The 16,714-nt window shown below is 71.6% G+C and carries 12 protein-coding genes; 8 read left to right on the plus strand and 4 right to left on the minus strand.

Translation table 11 applies throughout. From position 1 onward, the window contains the following. The first annotated feature begins 63 nt into the window (after positions 1 to 63). The gene (locus tag ACFVYL_RS08065) at positions 64 to 1,590 is read left to right on the plus strand and encodes an amino acid permease (RefSeq protein ID WP_389713697.1); all 1,527 of its coding nucleotides are present in this window, start codon (positions 64 to 66) and stop codon (positions 1,588 to 1,590) included. A gap of 84 nt (positions 1,591 to 1,674) precedes the next feature. After that, positions 1,675 to 3,183, plus strand: a complete 1,509-nt coding sequence (locus tag ACFVYL_RS08070; protein ID WP_389713699.1) for an ArnT family glycosyltransferase — start codon at positions 1,675 to 1,677, stop codon at positions 3,181 to 3,183. A gap of 78 nt (positions 3,184 to 3,261) precedes the next feature. Here ACFVYL_RS08070 and ACFVYL_RS08075 read toward each other — a convergent pair whose 3' ends face one another. Further along, a complete protein-coding gene (locus ACFVYL_RS08075; protein WP_389713701.1) occupies positions 3,262 to 4,275 on the minus strand; it encodes a hypothetical protein in 1,014 nt (337 codons plus the stop codon). 23 nt (positions 4,276 to 4,298) lie between these two features. On the opposite strand from ACFVYL_RS08075, the gene ACFVYL_RS08080 reads away from it, so the two are divergent. From ACFVYL_RS08080 to ACFVYL_RS08100, 5 genes are all read left to right on the plus strand, one after another. Then, entirely contained in the window at positions 4,299 to 5,504 is a 1,206-nt protein-coding gene (locus tag ACFVYL_RS08080) for a CapA family protein (RefSeq protein WP_389713703.1), read from the plus strand. A gap of 254 nt (positions 5,505 to 5,758) precedes the next feature. Further along, positions 5,759 to 7,996, plus strand: coding sequence for a HAMP domain-containing protein (locus tag ACFVYL_RS08085; RefSeq protein ID WP_389713704.1), 2,238 nt, complete (start codon positions 5,759 to 5,761; stop codon positions 7,994 to 7,996). 6 nt (positions 7,997 to 8,002) lie between these two features. After that, a complete protein-coding gene (pgsB, locus tag ACFVYL_RS08090) occupies positions 8,003 to 9,634 on the plus strand; it encodes a poly-gamma-glutamate synthase PgsB (RefSeq protein ID WP_389713706.1) in 1,632 nt (543 codons plus the stop codon). Continuing rightward, entirely contained in the window at positions 9,631 to 10,113 is a 483-nt protein-coding gene (locus ACFVYL_RS08095) for a poly-gamma-glutamate biosynthesis protein PgsC/CapC (RefSeq protein ID WP_055564848.1), read from the plus strand. Before pgsB ends, ACFVYL_RS08095 begins: the two co-directional genes overlap by 4 nt. Positions 10,114 to 10,129: 16 nt before the next feature. Continuing rightward, entirely contained in the window at positions 10,130 to 11,200 is a 1,071-nt protein-coding gene (locus ACFVYL_RS08100; RefSeq protein ID WP_389713707.1) for a C40 family peptidase, read from the plus strand. Positions 11,201 to 11,213: 13 nt separating this feature from the next. On the opposite strand, the gene ACFVYL_RS08105 is transcribed toward ACFVYL_RS08100, so the two are convergent. Then, positions 11,214 to 11,585, minus strand: coding sequence for an NTP pyrophosphohydrolase (locus ACFVYL_RS08105; protein WP_389713708.1), 372 nt, complete (start codon positions 11,583 to 11,585; stop codon positions 11,214 to 11,216). A 67-nt stretch (positions 11,586 to 11,652) separates the two neighbouring features. Between ACFVYL_RS08105 and ACFVYL_RS08110 the strand changes: the two genes are divergently transcribed. Beyond that, entirely contained in the window at positions 11,653 to 12,735 is a 1,083-nt protein-coding gene (locus ACFVYL_RS08110; protein ID WP_389713710.1) for a hypothetical protein, read from the plus strand. Between the two features lie 61 nt (positions 12,736 to 12,796). Here ACFVYL_RS08110 and ACFVYL_RS08115 read toward each other — a convergent pair whose 3' ends face one another. Together ACFVYL_RS08115 and ACFVYL_RS08120 are read right to left on the minus strand one after the other, a co-directional pair. Continuing rightward, positions 12,797 to 14,929: a 3-hydroxyacyl-CoA dehydrogenase NAD-binding domain-containing protein gene (locus tag ACFVYL_RS08115; RefSeq protein ID WP_389713712.1), complete on the minus strand. Its 2,133-nt coding sequence runs from the start codon at positions 14,927 to 14,929 to the stop codon at positions 12,797 to 12,799. Continuing rightward, the gene (locus ACFVYL_RS08120; RefSeq protein ID WP_389713713.1) at positions 14,926 to 16,152 is read right to left on the minus strand and encodes a thiolase family protein; all 1,227 of its coding nucleotides are present in this window, start codon (positions 16,150 to 16,152) and stop codon (positions 14,926 to 14,928) included. The genes ACFVYL_RS08115 and ACFVYL_RS08120 overlap by 4 nt, the downstream gene beginning before the upstream one ends. Positions 16,153 to 16,714: the final 562 nt, after the last annotated feature.

The raw sequence follows: 16,714 nt of genomic DNA on the forward strand, positions 1-16,714 counted from the left end.
GGACCGGCCCATTCGCGTGAATAGGCCCGCGCCGGAGCTTTCGGGGTACTCGCCCTCTCGATCATGTCGGGGACGACAAGCGTGGGAGGTACGCCCGTGAGCAGCAGTCTCTTCAGGACGAAGAGCGTCGAGCAGTCCATCCAGGACACCGAGGAACCGGAGCACGCGCTCAAGAAGTCGCTGTCCGCCCTCGACCTCACGGTCTTCGGCGTCGGTGTCATCATCGGCACCGGCATCTTCGTGCTGACCGGAAAGATCGCCAAGGAGACGGCGGGGCCCTCGGTGGCCCTCGCCTTCGTCGTCGCGGGACTCGTCTGCGCCCTCGCGGCGCTCTGCTACGCCGAGTTCGCCTCGACGGTGCCGGTCGCCGGGTCCGCGTACACCTTCTCGTACGCCTCACTCGGTGAGTTCCCCGCGTGGATCATCGGCTGGGACCTGATCCTGGAGCTCGCGCTCGGCTGCGCGGTGGTCGCGGTCGGCTGGTCGGGCTACCTGCGCTCGCTCCTGGACACCGCGGGCATGCACCTGCCACAGGCGCTGAGCGGCACGCACGAGGGGGAGTTCGGCTTCGACCTGCTGGCCTGTCTGCTCGTGCTGGTCCTGACCGCCATCCTCGTCGCCGGGATGAAGCTGTCCTCGCGGGTCACCAACGTCATCGTCGCCGTCAAGGTCACCGTGGTCATCCTGGTCATCCTCGTGGGCGCCTTCCTCATCACCGGCGCCAACTACGACCCGTTCGTCCCGCCGAGCAAGCAGGCCGAGGGCGGCGGCGGCATCACGGCGCCGCTGGTCCAGCTGATCTTCGGGTTCACCCCGGGGGACTTCGGCGTGATGGGCATCTTCACCGCAGCGGCCGTCGTCTTCTTCGCGTTCATCGGCTTCGACATCGTCGCGACCGCCGCCGAGGAGACCAACAACCCGCAGCGCGACGTGCCGCGCGGCATCCTCGGCTCGCTCCTCATCTGCACGATCCTGTACGTCGCCGTCTCCGTGGTCGTCACCGGCATGCAGAAGTACACCGAGCTCTCCACGGACGCCCCGCTCGCGGACGCCTTCAAGTCCGTCGGGCACCCCTTCTGGGCGGGCGTGATCAGCTTCGGCGCGGCCGTGGGCCTCACCTCCGTCTGCATGATCCTGCTGCTCGGCCAGACCCGGGTGTTCTTCGCGATGAGCCGCGACGGACTGCTGCCCCAGACCTTCTCCAAGGTCCATCCCAAGTTCGGCACGCCGTACCGCTCGACGATCCTGCTCGGCGCGATCGTGGCGGTCGTCGCGGGCTTCACCTCCATCGACGAACTGGCCGAACTGGTCAACATCGGCACGCTGTTCGCGTTCGTCGTGGTCGCCCTCGGCGTCATCCTGCTCCGCAGGCAGCGCCCCGACCTGCCGCGCGCCTTCCGCACCCCGCTGGTCCCGTTCGTGCCGGTCCTGTCGGTCCTCGCCTCGCTCTGGCTGATGCTGAACCTGCCGGCGGAGACCTGGCTGCGGTTCGGCGTCTGGATGGTGCTCGGCATCGTCGTCTACTTCGTGTACGGGCGTTCGCACAGCCGCCTGCACATCCGTGACGCGCACGCCGGTGACACACGGTAGTCGCCCGCTGTTCGGCAGGCATTCCACTCCGGCCCCGTATGTCCCGATCCGTCGGGGGGTGCGGGGCCGGATAGCGTGCACCGTATGCTCGCCCCGCCGTCCCCACCACTACGCTCCGCACCCGGCCTCCGGGTGCCGGGCCCGCGTGAGGAGCACGCCTGCGAAGGGGGCGCCCGGGAGCCGTACTGGCCCCGCCTGCTCCCGCTGCTCGCCGCCCTGGCGTGCGTGACCCGGCTGCCCTCCTTCCGGGGGCCGCTGTGGAGCCCGGACGAGGGCTATCTCGCCGTTCAGGCGCGGATGTTGGCGCACGGTGGCGAGCTCTACGAGACGGTCGTCGACCGCAAGCCGCCGCTCGTCCCCTGGCTGTACGCGGGCAGCTTCGCGCTCTTCGGCGACGACTCGCTGCTGCCGGTGAAGCTCCTCGCGGTGGCCGCGCAGCTCCTGACGGCGGTGCTCCTCGTCTCGCTGGCCCGGCGCCGCTGGGGAGACGGCGCGGGGCGCACGGCGGGCGTCCTGTACCTGCTGATCTCCATCGGCCTGAACCCGGAGGACGCCCAGGCGGCCGCCTTCGAGGTCTTCATGCTGCCGTGCACGGCGGCCGCCATGTGGTGTGCGGACCGCCGCCGGTGGGGGGCCGCGGGCGCCGCGGTGGCCTGCGCCTTCCTCGCCAAGCAGACCGGCGGCGCGGTGCTGCTCCCGGTCGCCTGGCTGCTGTGGCGCGGCGGCGCGCCCCGGCGGGACGCGTGGCGGCTGACGGCCGGGCTCGGCGCCCCCGTCCTGGCCGCCGCGCTCCTGACGACGCCCTCGGGGTTCCTGTTCTGGACGGTGACGGGCTCCGGCGCGTACGCCTCCTTCACCGGCTCCGAACTCCACGTCCTGGTGCGCGGGTTGGTGAACGCGGCGGTCCTCGCGGCGGCCTGCGCGGGCATCGTCCCGCCCGTCGTACGCGTCCTGCGCATCGCCCGTACCGGGGCGGCCGAACTGTGGCTCTGGCTCGCCGGGTCGGCGGCCGCGGTGCTGCTCGGCTTCCACTTCTTCGGCCACTACTACCTGCAACTCATGCCGCCCCTGGCCCTGTTGGCGGCGGCGGCGCTGCAGATCCTGCCGCGCGAGCGGACGGTGCGGGCGGTCGTCGTCTCCGGATGCGCGTGCGTGGTCTTCCTGGCCTGGGGGCTGCTCGCGCCGCGCCCCGAGCTGGCGCACGCCGCCCGCCTGGCCCAGACGGTCAGGGCGCACACCGGCCCGGGGGACCGGGTGCTGTTCTGGGGGATGCACCCGGAGGCGTACTGGCTGGCGGGCCGCGCCCCCGCGAGCCGGTACCTCACGGCCGGATTCCTGACCAACTACAGCGGTGGCAGGAACGGCCCCCAGGTGGGTGAGAAGTACGCGGTCGAGGGCGCCTGGCCGGTCTTCCGCGAGGAGCTGAGACGCCACCCCCCGGCGCTCGTGGTCGACGACTCCCGTGGCAAGCCGTACGCCCCGGACCGGGTGCCGTCGCTGCGACGGGTCCTCGCGGTCGGGTACGAGGCGGTGGCGCGGGTGGAAGGGGCGGTGGTGTACGCGCGGCTGCCGTCAGTCCGGCAGCAGGCGTGACACCAGGGTGCGGGTCCATTCGGGGGTGAGCGGGGGCGTCATGGCTGCTGGTGCGCGGGGTGTGTCACGGGCGGTGCGTCACGTCCCGTGGCGACCGTCCCGCTGCCATCCGCGCGTGACCTTCGCCAGCTCCCCGACCACGGCCCGCGCGTGCGCGCTGTCCTCGCGGATCCTGGGCCCGAACTCGACGTGCAGGAACGGCACATCGCGCGCCGAGGCGGCCCGCCCCTGCACGTTGGAGCGGCCCGCGAGCGGGCAGGACCTGGCCCAGGCGCGGCAGACGTCCCAGCCCTGTTCCCGCAGGGCGTCCGCGAGGGCCCGGCCCTCGGTGCGGGCCTCCCTGCCCCGGCCCGTGGAGGCGACGACGTCGTGGTCCGGCGCCGTGTCGTCGGCCATGCCGTGCAGTTGGAGGCCGGGCAGCCCGCGCCGGACCAGTTCGTCGCAGACGGCGTGGAACACGGTGTCCCTGCGGTGGGCGACATCCGCCGAGTCCCCGCGCCCGGCGTCGCGGTGCGCGCCCGCGAGGACCAGCACGCCGCCGGGGGAGCGGCGCATCAGCTCCGCGCCGAGCCGCTCGGTGTCGCGGTCGGCCACCGGGTGCGGGATCTGCACGGACCAGCGGGCGGGGGAGTCGAGGTCGACGTAGACACGGCCCCAGCCGCGCGGCGCCGCGCCGTCCTCGGAGCGGTCGGCGATCTCCGCGTACCGCCGCCCGGCGGCCTTGTCGGTGACCGTGCGCACCGCGAGGTCCACGTCGGCCAGGCGCCGTTCGGCCTGCGGGCGCCGGTGGTCGAGGAGCAGCGCGACGCCCGCGGCGACTGTGCGCCGGTCGGTGGGCGAAGGGCGGCGGTATCCGCTGTTCTCGTTGAATCCGGCGGTGTACGCGGAGATCAGATCGGTGAGGGTCTCGCCGCTCCTGTCGGTCCGCCCGTCGGGCGCCGCGGTCGAGCGGTCCCCGTCCGACCTGGGCTTTTCGCTGTCCTGCGAGGAGCTCCCCGCGCACTGCGCGAGAGTGAGGACGGCTGCGGTGACGAGGCCGAGGACCCCGGCCTTCCTCGTGATCGTTGTCGACCGGGTGCGGGAGCGCTTCATGATTGTATAAAGATAGCCCTGTGATGACACGTCCCTTCCGCAGGCATCTCGTGACCTGTGCAGCTTCCTCGCTCCTGCTGCTGGCCGGCACCGCCTGCGGTCCTTTCGGCAGCGACGACAAGCCCGCCGCCGACGGCGGCCCCTCGTTCACCGTCGCCGCCGCGGGCGACATCCTCATCCACCCGCAGCTGACCGAGCAGGCGCGCAAGGACGGCAAGGCCACGGGCAAGGGGGTCAAGGGCCTGGACTTCGGGCCGATGATGGCGGGCGTCAAGCCGGTCATCAGCAAGGCCGATCTGGGCATCTGCCACTTCGAGCCGGTGGTCGGCAAGCCCGGCGGCCCCTTCCAGAGCTACCCCGACTTCCTGGTGCCGCCGCAGATCGCCACGGCGATCAAGGGCGTCGGCTACGACCAGTGCTCGTCCGCGTCCAACCACACGCTCGACCACGGTCCCGCCGGGGTCACCCGCACCCTGAACACCCTCGACAAGGCGGGGCTGCGGCACACCGGTTCGGCGCGCAGCGCGGCCGAGGCGGCCAAGCCGCTCATCACCGAGGTGAAGGGCGTGAAGGTCGCGCAGATCGCCTTCGCCTTCGGCTTCAACGGCCGCGAGGTCCCCAAGGACAAGCCGTGGATCGTGAACCAGAACGACTTCGGCGCGATCGCCGCCGCCGAGAAGAAGGCGCGCGCGGCGGGCGCCGAGGTCGTGATCCTCAGCATCCACTGGGGGCGTGAGAACCAGCCCAACGCCAGCGGTCCGCAGCTGAAGCTCGCCCGGAAGATCGCGAAGGAGACCGGGATCAACCTGGTCATCGGCCACCACGCGCACGTCGTGCAGCCGATGGAGAAGGTCGACGGCACCTGGATCGCGTACGGCCTCGGCAACCAGATCGCCCGGCACGACGTGCCCAGCGGACTGACCGAAGAGGGGGTCATCGGCTGGTTCGAGTTCGTCAAGCGCGGCGGGAAGTGGGACGTCGACGCCAAGTACGTGCCCACGTTCACGGAGATCCCGCCGGACCCCGACGAGACCGGCGCCCTGCCCAAGGACGCGGTCAAGGACCACCGGCTCGTGGACGTCGCCGCCGCCCTGCGGGACGACAAGAACCTCAGTGAGCAGCAGCGTTCCCGCTACCGGCTGGCCTTCGAGCGCACCCAGGGCACGCTCCTGAACCGCGGGGCGAGCCAGGACGGCCTCGAACCGCTGGAGGAACTGCCCGGCGACTGACGCGGGGCGGCGCGGCGGCCCGCGACCGGCTCGGACACGCGGTCGCGGCCGACCGAAGATCGGCTCAAACTCGCGGTCGACGCGATCTAGCTCACATTTTATTCGCTTCGTACATCCCTCCCCCGGGTACACACGTCTGACCTCTCCGGAACGCATCACTGTGCGTTCCCGCACCCCGCGTCACTCCAGGAGAGGAGCCCCCCTTGGCCGCTTCGCGTTCGAAGCGGCGGCACAAGGTCCGCCGAAGGACCGACATGTCCCTGCTGGGAGGCATACGTCCCCCCATCGCCGTGCTGTCGGTCCTGCTCCTCGCCCTCGCGGGCATCACCGCCCTCACCCTCGGCAGGGCCGGCCAGGAGGCCGTCCCCAAAGCCGTCAAGTCGTCCCAGCAGCACTTCGCCGAGGACGGCGCCATCGCGCTGCGCGCCTCCATCGACGAGTCCGTCACCGACCTGACGCGGACCGCCGAGCTCTTCAGCGCGGGCGAGCCCGTGCCCGCCGACGCCGTCCTCGACAAGACCGGCAGCGTCTACCAGAAATGGATGGGCACGGCGATCGTCGAGATCGCCTCGGGCAAGCTCCTCGCCGCCCGCGGCGAGAACCTCCCGCTGACCGCCATCGACCGCGGTGAGCTCGCGGGCAAGGACGGCCTGGCCCCGCGCATGGTGCGCCTGGAGAACGGCGAGACCCGCCTCCTCTCCTTCGCCCTGCTCACCTGGAAGGGACAGCCCCAGCAACTGCTCGTCGCCTCCAGCAGCCTGCGCTTCCCCGGCATCAGCCTCGGCAAGTTCCGCTCCATCGCCGTCGTCGACCAGGACGGGCACGTCCTGAGCACCGACGGCATCCCCGAGCCCGAGCAGGTCCTCACCGACCTGCAGCGCGAAGAGGTCGCCCAGTCCAACAAGCAGCTCAAGTCGTTCGCGGCGGGCGCCGCCAAGAAGGCACGCACCCACCCGCTGATGTCCAAGGAGCCCGGCTCCGGCGGCTTCCTCGGCGTCAGCGGCCACCTCACCGGCGAGCGCTACCTCGGTGAGCGCGCCGTCGCCGGCTACGCGACCCTCGCGGCCCCCGAGGCCGGCGAGTCGACCGTGGCCACCCGGCTCGGCCTCACCGTCGTCGCGATGGTCCCGGTCGCCGAGGACCCGACGGCCAAGAGCGACTCCGCCTTCGGCCTCATCGCCGCGGGCGCCCTGCTGCTCATCGGCGGGCTCACCGTCTTCCTGCTCCTGCGGACCGTGCAGCGGCCGCTGATCCGGCTCTTCCTGGAGGGCCGCCGCCTCACCCGCGGCGACGTCGACCGGCCGGTCTCCGTGCCGCGCTACGGCGAGGCCGCCCGCATCGGCGCCGCCCTCGAAGCGCTGCGCCGCCAGCTCACCGGCGAACCCGCCGCCCGCCAGGACAAGCCCGCCCGCCGCCGCAGGTTCGGCTCCCGCACCCTGATCGCCGTCTGCGCGGTGCTGCTGCTCGCCTGGTCCGCACCGCTCATGCTGCTGCTCAACCGGGCCGGCGACACCGTCGTCGTCCCGCAGCAGATGGTCAACGACCAGCGCGAGCGCACCGACACCCTCACCGACCGGGTCCGTCGCGCCCTCAACGAGGGCCACGCCGACCTCACCTCGGTCGCCACCCTCATGGGCGACCGCACCGAGTCGTCGGACATGGCCAAGGTGCTCCAGAGCACCATGAACCAGCACGGCCGCTACCAGTCCCTGTACGTGCTCGACGCGGGCGGGAAGGTCCTCGCCAAGGCGGGCGACGACCCCCGCAGCCCCTCCGGCAAGGGCCCCTCCGGGAAGCCCCTGCGGGTCATCGACGAGGGCGGCAAGGAGCCGGTGATCATCGGCACGGCCGAGGTGCCGGGCCGCGAGGGAGCCGCCGTCGTCGGCGAGTTCCGCATCGACTTCCTCAACTCCCTGCTCAAGCGCCCCGGCCTCGGCGAGGTCCGCGTCGTCGACGACGAGCGCCAGGTGATCGGCGCCAACACCGGCTACCGCGAGTTCGAGGACCTGCCGGGCCGCCGGCTCAACGCCCTCGCCGAGGGCACCGGCCAGAAGGTCGGCCTCAGCCCCCGCCCCAGCGGCGTCCTCTACCGCGACGGCGACGACATCCAGATCGCGGCCGCGGCCCCGTTCGTCGGCGGCGGCGCGGCCGGTTCGCTCGGCTGGACCGTGGTCAGCTGGCAGCCCGCCTCCGGCCTCGCCATCCCCGAGTACAGCTACCAGAACCGCACGGTCCTGGCGGGTCTGCTCGGCATCACGGCGGCCGCGGCCTGCCTCGGCTGGCTGCACATCGTCGTCGTACGGCCGCTGCGCCACCTCGCGGACCAGGCGGAGGCCCTCGCCGACGGGGACCGCCGCACCGTCCTCTACCCGCGCCACCACGACGAGGTCGGCGCCGTCACCCGCAGCCTCGAACTCATCAGGCAACAGCTGCCGACGGGCACGCAGCGCAAGCGGGACGGCGTCACGGCCGGCCTCGCCGGAAGGAACTGAACCCCCGTGCTCTTCCTCTACACCGTTCTCGTGGTGTGCTGCGCCATCCTCCTTGCGGCCGGAGTCGTCGAACAGCGGCGGCACTTCGCCAGCCTGGAGCACATCCCCACCCGGGTCCTGGTCAACGGCATCCGCGGCAAGTCCTCCATCACCCGCCTGTGCGCGGGCGCCCTGCGCGGCGGCGGGCTCACCACGGTCGCCAAGACCACCGGTACCGCCGCCCGGTTCATCCACCCCGACGCCACCGAGGAGCCGGTCTACCGCAAGTTCGGCATCGCCAACGTCGTCGAGCAGATCGGCATCGTGCGGCGCGCCGCCGCCTACGACCCGGACGCCCTGGTCATCGAGTGCATGGCGGTCATGCCGGCCCTCCAGGAGATCAACCAGTCCAAGCTGATCCGCTCCACCATCGGCGTGCTCTGCAACGTCCGCGAGGACCACCTCGCCGAGATGGGCCCCACCCTCGACGACGTCGCCCGTTCGCTCTCCCGCTCCATGCCGGAGGGCGGCATCTGCGTCACCGCCGAGCAGGACCGTTTCGACATCCTCAAGGAGGAGGCCGACGCGCGGAACTGCGAGCTCATCTACGCCGACCCGGAGACGGTCACCGACGACGAGCTGCGCGGCTTCAGCTGGTTCACCTTCAAGGAGAACGTGGCGATCGCGCTGAAGGTCGCCGACCTGCTCGGCGTCGGCCGCGAGGTCGCCCTCCAGGGCATGTACGACGCCCCGCCGGACCCCGGTGTCCTCTCCGTCGAGCGGTACGCCACCGAGGACGGCAAGAAGCTCCGCTTCGCCAACGTCTTCGCGGCCAACGACCCCGAGTCGACGCTGATGAACATCAACCAGCTCCTCGACCTCGGCGCCATCCACCGCCCGCTCAACGTCGTCATCAACTGCCGCCCCGACCGCGTCGAGCGCAACGGCCAGATGGGCGAGATCATCCCCGACCTCCGGCCGGAGAAGGTCTTCGTCATCGGCCACCCGGCCAAGTCCGCCATCGACGCGATCCCCGCCGACTGGCGCTCGCGCGCCGTCGACCTCGGCGGCGACCGGCGCGACCCCGAGGAGTTCATGCGCGACATGCTCGCGCAGCTCGGTCCCGACTCCTCCCTCGTCGCGATCGGCAACATCCACGGCCAGGGTGAGCTGCTCCTGGAGCACCTCGCCGAACTGCCGGCCGACGAGAGCGAGGAGCAGGCCCCCGAGGAGCCCGCGCCGTTCTACGAGCCGCACGTCGACCCGTACCAGCACTACCCGGAGGCGTACGAGACGCGGTACGCGCCGGTCCACACCCAGCCGATCCCGGTCGTCCAGCAGATTCCGCCGGGTGTCCACGTCCCCGTACAGCGCACTCCGGATCAGCCGTACGAGCCCTACGCGCCGCAAGAGCACCACCAGCAGCAGTACGAGCACCAGCAGTACGAGCAGCACCCGCAACACCAGCAGTACGAGCAACACCCGCAGCACCCGCAGTACGAGCAGCACCAGCAGTACGTGTCCCACGAGGGCTACGCGCCCCAGGAACCGCGCCCCCAGCCCCCCGAGCCCCGCGGCCTGTTCGAGCCGCGGGTGCCGCCCGTACCGCCCGCCGCAGACGACAACCAGCAGTGGCACAGCCCAGGAGAGCCCCGTTGATTCCCTCCGTCCTCACCCCCGAGATCGCCGCGGTCGGCATCGCGCTCGGGCTGCTCTTCTCGCTGGTCTGCTATCTGACGACCAACCTCTCGCCCGGCGGCATGATCACCCCGGGCTGGCTCGCGCTGACCCTCGTCGAGGACCTGCAGCGCGCCGCCATGGTCGTGGGCGTCACCGTCCTCACCTACGTCTGCACGCTCCTCATGCAGCGCTTCGTGATCCTCTACGGCAAGCGCCTGTTCGCCGCGGTCGTGCTGACCGGCGTGGTGCTCCAGGCCACCGTCATGATCGTGCTCTCGCTCGAGTTCCCGCTCATGTACAGCAACCAGACCCTCGGCTTCATCGTGCCCGGTCTGATCGCCTACCAGCTGGTCCGCCAGCCCAAGGGCCCCACCCTGCTCGCCACGGGCTCGGTGACGCTCATGGCCTACGTCGTCCTCACCGCCGGGATCCTCCTCGGCTTCATGCCGTCCGCCTGATTCCCAGGAGTCATTCATGCCGCCCAAGAAGAAGCGTCCCGTCGTGCACGCGGCGACCGTGCTCGCCCTGCTGGCGGGCAGCGCCTACCTGACCGTGGAACTGCGCAAGGACGAAGAGGCCAAGGCGCCGAAGGTGCAGGCCGTCACCGACACCCCGGGGCTGCACAGCAGCACGGGCCAGGAGGGCGGGAAGCAGAAGTGGGAGCGGCTCAAGGGCCCCGAACGCTCCGTCCTGCGCACCGAGAGCGGCAAGGTCCTCGCCACCTTCACGGACGGCGCCCGCACCGCGACGCTGACCGGACCCAGCCGCACCTTCACCGAGCCCGCCAACACCAAGTCCCGGGTCGTGACCAACGACTGGGTGCGGCTGATGCCGGAGGTCTGGCGCGAGGGCGCGGAGAAGGAGAAGTGGTTCAAGGACTGGTACAAGGAGTTCTCCGGCAGCGAAGAGGACGACATCTTCGCGATGGCGTTCCAGTACGTGGAGGGCGCGCCGGTCAAGAAGGACGACGAGGGCATCGCGTACGCGGGCGACGCCAACTTCGGCCCGCTCAACCCGAACGGCAGCTCCGGCAACGACCTGCGCCTCGAACAGTCCGACTTCTTCGACTACCTCGGCATCCCGTACACGTTCCGCAACGGCACCACCGTGCAGCCGGAGAAGGCGCGCGCCCGCTCCATGGACTGCTCCGGATTCGTCCGGACCGTCTTCGGCTACCGCGCCCGCTACCCCCTGATGGCCAACGACCAGGCCGGCGACGGCCTGCCCCGCACCGCCAACGGCATGGCGCGCGGAAAGGCCGGCACGGACGTGATCGAGCTCAAGGGAGTCTCCGCCGCCGACCGCCCCAAGTCCATCGACGTGGTGCAACCCGGCGACCTGGTCTTCTTCAAGCTCGACGCCCGCACCAAGCAGCGCCTGGACCACGTCGGCATCTTCCTCGGCCACGACGCGGACGGCCACAAGATCTTCATCTCCAGCCGCGAAGAGGTCAACGGCCCGACGATCGGCGACAAGGGCGGCACGTCGCGCCTCGACGGCAACGGCTACTACGCCTCGACGCTGCGCAGCGCGAAGCGGCTCTGAAGGTACGCGCCCCTCAAGGGGCGCGTACCGTCCTCGGGCCCACGCACTGGGCCCCCACCTCGCCCACCCTGCGGCGCAGTTCGCGGTCGGCCGTGACCACCACACACGGCCGGCCCGCCGCCCCGGCGGCCAGCTCCACGATGCGGTCGTCGCCGACGGCGGGCGCGGAGTCGACCGCTACGCCCGGCACGGACTCGATGCCGCGCGCGGCCCCCTCCACGACGAGGACGAGATCCACCGGCCCCGGCACTCCGGGCAGACCTTCTTCCGTATACGGGACGAGCGCGTCCCGCAGCCGTTCCGCGGCCCCGCGGCGGTCCTTCCACCACCCGTCGGGCACGGATCCGACGACGTTCGCGGCATCGACGACGACCAGAGTTCTCATCCGGCAAACGTAAACTAATAGGCAAAACACTGTGCGTCCGTGATCGTGGAAAGGGTGGCGCCGAGTCATGCCGTGGAGGTCCACCAGCACCGGTGCCCCGGACACCGCCCGCTGGCTGCTGCGCGGCCGGGACGGCCGGCTCACCGCATACGCCCGCGCCGAGGGAGGGCTCCTGCGCTGGACGGAGACCACGCCCGGCGGGCCGGACTGGAGCGGCCCCGACTTCTTCGAGGCGCCCGGCCTGACGTACCTCACCCTCGCCCAGGGCAGCGACGGGTACGTGCACTTCCTGGGCCGCAGGGAGCGGCGGGACGTCCCGGGGGAGGAGCCCGGCAAGACCGTCGTCGACATCGTGCACTCCATCCAGTACCAGTCGGGCCGCCCGCTCATGGACTGGCGCTCGGTCGGCAACCCGCACACCAAGCGCCTCGACCGCGCCCCGTCCCTCGGCGCCCCCGCCGCCGCGGTGGACGCCGCGGGCACCGTCCACGTCTTCGTGCGGGACGCGGTGGGCAGCGTCCGGATGCGCCGCGAGGGCAAGGGCGGCAAGTGGGAGGGGTGGCAGGACTTCAAGGTCCGCGACACCCTGGACGGCATCGCGGCGCTCGCCACGTCGACGGGGCGCGTGGAGGTCCTCGCCCCGGGCGGCAAGGCCACCCTGCGCTGGGCCCAGGAGAAGCAGGGCGGCGAACTGCGGCGCGCCGACGACGTCCCGGCGGCCCCCGTCCCCGGCTCCGGCACGGTCCTGGAGACCGCCCCCGACCGCCTCACGTACTACGCGGCCGATGCCCTCGGCGACGGCGTCCTCGCCCACCGCCCGGAGAGCGGCGCGGCCGCGGTGCCCCTCGGCGGTGCCCCGGGACCCGGACCCACGGCGGCCGTCCGGACCACCGTCGACGGCCACGACTGCACGGTCCTCGCGCACCGCACGAGCGGCGGCAGGCCGGGGCTCGCCGCGTTCCCCACGGAGGACGAGGGGGCGGGCCTGTGGTGGGCCGAGACCGGCGAACCGTGCCTGGGCGCCCCGGCGCTGGCGATCGACGCGCGCGGCCGCGTGGTCATGGCGGCGATCGGCCTCGACGGCACGCTGCGCCTCGCCCGCCAGAAGGCGGAGCCGGGCCTCGCGCTGGAGGCCTGGACCCGGGTCTGACGAAACGGCGGTGGGCCTTACGGGACAACTCCCGTACGGCCCACCGCTGTTGCCATGCGTGTTACGCGGGGACGCTCGCCACGCCCTGCGCGAGGAACCGCTTGCCGGTCACCCGCTCGCTGACGCCCTCACGGTCCAGGTACGGCGTGATGCCGCCCAGGTGGAAGGGCCAGCCCGCACCGGTGATCAGGCAGAGGTCGATGTCCTGCGCCTCGGCGACGACACCCTCGTCGAGCATGAGCCCGATCTCCTGCGCCACCGCGTCGAGCACGCGGTCGCGGACCTGCTCCTCGGTCAGGACGGAGTCGCCCTGCTTCAGGAGCGCGGCGACCTCGGGGTCGAGCTCGGGCTTCCCGCTGTCGTACACGTAGAAGCCGCGCTTGCCCGCCTTGACGACGGCCGCGAGGTTCGGCGAGACGGTGAAGCGCTCCGGGAAGGCGCGGTTCAGGGTCTCGGAGACGTGCAGGCCGATGGCCGGGCCGACCAGTTCGAGGAGGACCAGCGGCGACATCGGCAGACCGAGCGGCTCGACGGCCTTCTCGGCGACGGCGACCGGGGTGCCCTCGTCGATAACGTTCTGGATCTCGCCCATGAAGCGGGTGAGGATGCGGTTCACGACGAACGCCGGGGCGTCCTTCACGAGCACCGCGGTCTTCTTCAGCTTCTTGGCGACACCGAACGCCGTGGCCAGCGAGGCGTCGTCGGTCTGCTCGCCGCGCACGATCTCCAGGAGCGGCAGGATCGCGACCGGGTTGAAGAAGTGGAAGCCGACGACCCGCTCGGGGTGCTTCAGCTTCGACGCCATCTCGGAGACCGAGAGCGAGGAGGTGTTGGTGGCGAGGATCGCGTGCGCCGGGGCGACCGCCTCGACCTCCGCGAACACCTGCTGCTTGACGCCGATCTCCTCGAAGACGGCCTCGATGATGAAGTCGGCGTCGGAGAAGCCCTCGGCCTTGTCCAGGACACCGGAGACGAGCGCCTTGAGGCGGTTCGCCTTGTCCTGGTTGACCCGGCCCTTGAGGAGCAGCTTGTCGATCTCCTCCTGGACGTACCGGACGCCCTTGTCGACGCGCTCCTGGTCGATGTCGGTCAGGACGACCGGCACCTCCAGACGGCGCAGGAAGAGCAGGGCGAGCTGCGAGGCCATCAGACCGGCGCCGACGACGCCGACCTTGGTGACCGGGCGCGCCAGGTTCTTGTCCGGGGCGCCCGCGGGGCGCTTGGCGCGCTTCTGCACGAGGTTGAACGAGTAGATGCCCGCGCGCAGTTCACCGCCCATGATGAGGTCGGCGAGCGCGGCGTCCTCGGAGTCGAAACCCCGCTGCAGGTCGCCGTCCTTGGCGGCCTCGATGATCTCCAAGGCGCGGTAGGCGGCCGGAGCGGCGCCGTGCACCTTGGAGTCGGCGATGGCACGGCCGCGCGCGACGGCGGCGTCCCAGCCCTCGCCGCGGTCGACCTCGGCGCGGACGACCTCGACCGAGCCGTTGAGGACGGAGGCCGTCCAGATCAGCGACTGCTCAAGGAAGTCGGCACCCTCGAACAGCGCGTCGGCGATGCCGAGCTCGAAGACCTGCTTGCCCTTGAGCTGACGGTTCTGGTTCAGCGAGTTCTCGATGATGACCGAGACGGCCTTGTCGGCGCCGATCAGGTTCGGGAGCAGCGCGCAGCCGCCCCAGCCCGGCACCAGGCCGAGGAAGACCTCGGGCAGCGAGAAGGCGGGCAGCGCCTTGGAGACGGTGCGGTAGGAGCAGTGCAGACCGACCTCGACGCCACCGCCCATCGCGGCGCCGTTGTAGTACGCGAAGGTCGGCACGGCGAGCCCGGAGAGCCGCTTGAAGACCTCGTGGCCGCCCTTGCCGATGGCCAGCGCGTCGTCGTGCTTCTTCAGGAGCTCGACGCCCTTGAGGTCGGCGCCGACAGCGAAGATGAACGGCTTGCCGGTGATGCCGACGCCGACGATCGAGCCCTCGGCCGCCTCCTTCTCGACCTGGTCGATGGCGGCGTTGAGGTTCGCCAGCGAGCCGGGGCCGAAGGTGGTCGGCTTGGTGTGGTCGAAGCCGTTGTCCAGCGTGATGAGCGCGAAGCGCCCGGCGCCCTGGGGGAGGTCGAGGTGGCGCACGTGCGCCTGCGTGACGACCTCGTCGGGGAACAGCTCGGCCGCACCCTTCAGGAGCTCAGCGGTGGTGGTGCTCACTTGTCGCCTCCGGCGTCCTTGTGGTTCGGGTTCTCCCAGATGACCGTGGCGCCCATGCCGAAGCCGACGCACATGGTCGTGAGGCCGTAGCGGACCTCGGGCTGCTCCTCGAACTGCCGCGCCAGCTGCGTCATCAGGCGTACGCCGGACGAGGCGAGCGGGTGGCCGAAGGCGATGGCGCCGCCGTACTGGTTGACGCGCGCGTCGTCGTCGGCGATGCCGTAGTGCTCAAGGAAGGCGAGGACCTGCACGGCGAAGGCCTCATTGATCTCGAAGAGACCGATGTCGGAGATGTCCAGACCCGACTTGGCGAGAGCCTTCTCCGTCGCCGGGATCGGGCCGTAGCCCATGACCTCGGGCTCGACGCCCGCGAAGGCGTAGGAGACCAGGCGCATCTTGACGGGCAGCCCGTTCTCGCGGGCGAACTCCTCGGACGCGATGAGCGAGGCGGTGGCGCCGTCGTTGAGACCGGCGGCGTTGCCCGCGGTGACGCGGCCGTGCGTACGGAACGGGGTCTTGAGGCCCGCGAGGTTCTCCAGGGTCGTCCCCGGCCGCATCGGCTCGTCGGCGGTGGCGAGGCCCCAGCCGGTCTCACCGGCCTCCTCGTTCGTCCGCCGTACGGAGATCGGCACGAGGTCGGCCTGGATCTTGCCGTCGGCGTACGCCTTGGCGGCCTTCTCCTGCGAGCGCACCGCGTACTCGTCGGCGCGCTGCTTGGTGATGCTCGGGTAGCGGTCGTGGAGGTTCTCCGCCGTCATGCCCATGAACAGCGCGGACTCGTCCACGAGCTTCTCGCTCACGAACCGCGGGTTGGGGTCGACACCCTCACCCATGGGGTGGCGGCCCATGTGCTCGACGCCGCCGGCGACGGCGATGTCGTACGCACCGAAGGCGACGCTGCCCGCGACCGAGGTCACGGCGGTCAGGGCGCCGGCGCACATGCGGTCGATGGAGTAGCCGGGCACGGACTGCGGCAGCCCGGCGAGGATGCCGGCGGTGCGGCCGATCGTCAGACCCTGGTCGCCGATCTGCGTGGTCGCGGCGATGGCGACCTCGTCGATCTTGGCGGGGTCGAGGTCCGGGTTGCGGCGCAGCAGCTCCCGGATGGCCTTCACGACGAGGTCATCGGCACGGGTCTCGTGGTAGATGCCCTTCGGGCCCGCCTTGCCGAACGGGGTGCGGACGCCATCCACGAAGACGACGTCCCTGACGGTACGAGGCACGTTGGCTCTCCTCCAGGGTGCGGTGCGCCTGGTGGCGCGCTTCCGGGTCCACCCTACTTGCCGGTAACTACGCGGCCAAGGGCTCCCTCCGGGAGGCGAAGGTCACACTTGGGGCGCCCCCTCGTCCTCTGCGGGGTGCGCACTCCCCACGGGCCCTCGCGCCCTCGGGGTGCGTGCTCCCCATCCACCCGCGGGCACCCTTCCGGCCAGGCGTCGCCTGTCTGGCCCCTGGGCCCCTGACCTGGGCCGACCCCAGCACGGGCACCGGCGCCTCCCCGTGGCCCACTCGTTTCCCCGCACCGTCAGGTCCGGTAGGGGCCCCGCCCGCTCCGCGGCGGTCCCAACCCACCCGCATGCCCGTTCACCCGGCACCCGCAAGGCCGCCGCCCACCCCGCAGCGGAGCACCCCCAAACCAGCCCACCCACCCACCTCGCTCACCCTGCGGTGCGGGGTAAACGGGTGGGTGGGTGGGAATGATCCGCCGCGCAGCGGCGGGACAGGGCGGGGCGGCCCGAGGCCCAGGGCGGGCCCGAGCCCAAAGACCCACGGCCCGGGGCCGGG

It is taken from the genome of Streptomyces sp. NPDC058308 (assembly GCF_042880275.1).
Lineage (GTDB): Bacteria > Actinomycetota > Actinomycetes > Streptomycetales > Streptomycetaceae > Streptomyces.

What these genes read in the sequence shown, in the direction of transcription:
- ACFVYL_RS08065 (WP_389713697.1), top strand. Translation starts at nt 64, where the DNA reads ATGTCGGGGACGACAAGCGTGGGAGGTACGCCCGTGAGCAGCAGTCTC.
- ACFVYL_RS08070 (WP_389713699.1), top strand. Translation starts at nt 1,675, where the DNA reads ATGCTCGCCCCGCCGTCCCCACCACTACGCTCCGCACCCGGCCTCCGG.
- ACFVYL_RS08075 (WP_389713701.1), bottom strand. Translation starts at nt 4,275, where the DNA reads ATGAAGCGCTCCCGCACCCGGTCGACAACGATCACGAGGAAGGCCGGG.
- ACFVYL_RS08080 (WP_389713703.1), top strand. Translation starts at nt 4,299, where the DNA reads ATGACACGTCCCTTCCGCAGGCATCTCGTGACCTGTGCAGCTTCCTCG.
- ACFVYL_RS08085 (WP_389713704.1), top strand. Translation starts at nt 5,759, where the DNA reads ATGTCCCTGCTGGGAGGCATACGTCCCCCCATCGCCGTGCTGTCGGTC.
- ACFVYL_RS08100 (WP_389713707.1), top strand. Translation starts at nt 10,130, where the DNA reads ATGCCGCCCAAGAAGAAGCGTCCCGTCGTGCACGCGGCGACCGTGCTC.
- ACFVYL_RS08105 (WP_389713708.1), bottom strand. Translation starts at nt 11,585, where the DNA reads ATGAGAACTCTGGTCGTCGTCGATGCCGCGAACGTCGTCGGATCCGTG.
- ACFVYL_RS08110 (WP_389713710.1), top strand. Translation starts at nt 11,653, where the DNA reads ATGCCGTGGAGGTCCACCAGCACCGGTGCCCCGGACACCGCCCGCTGG.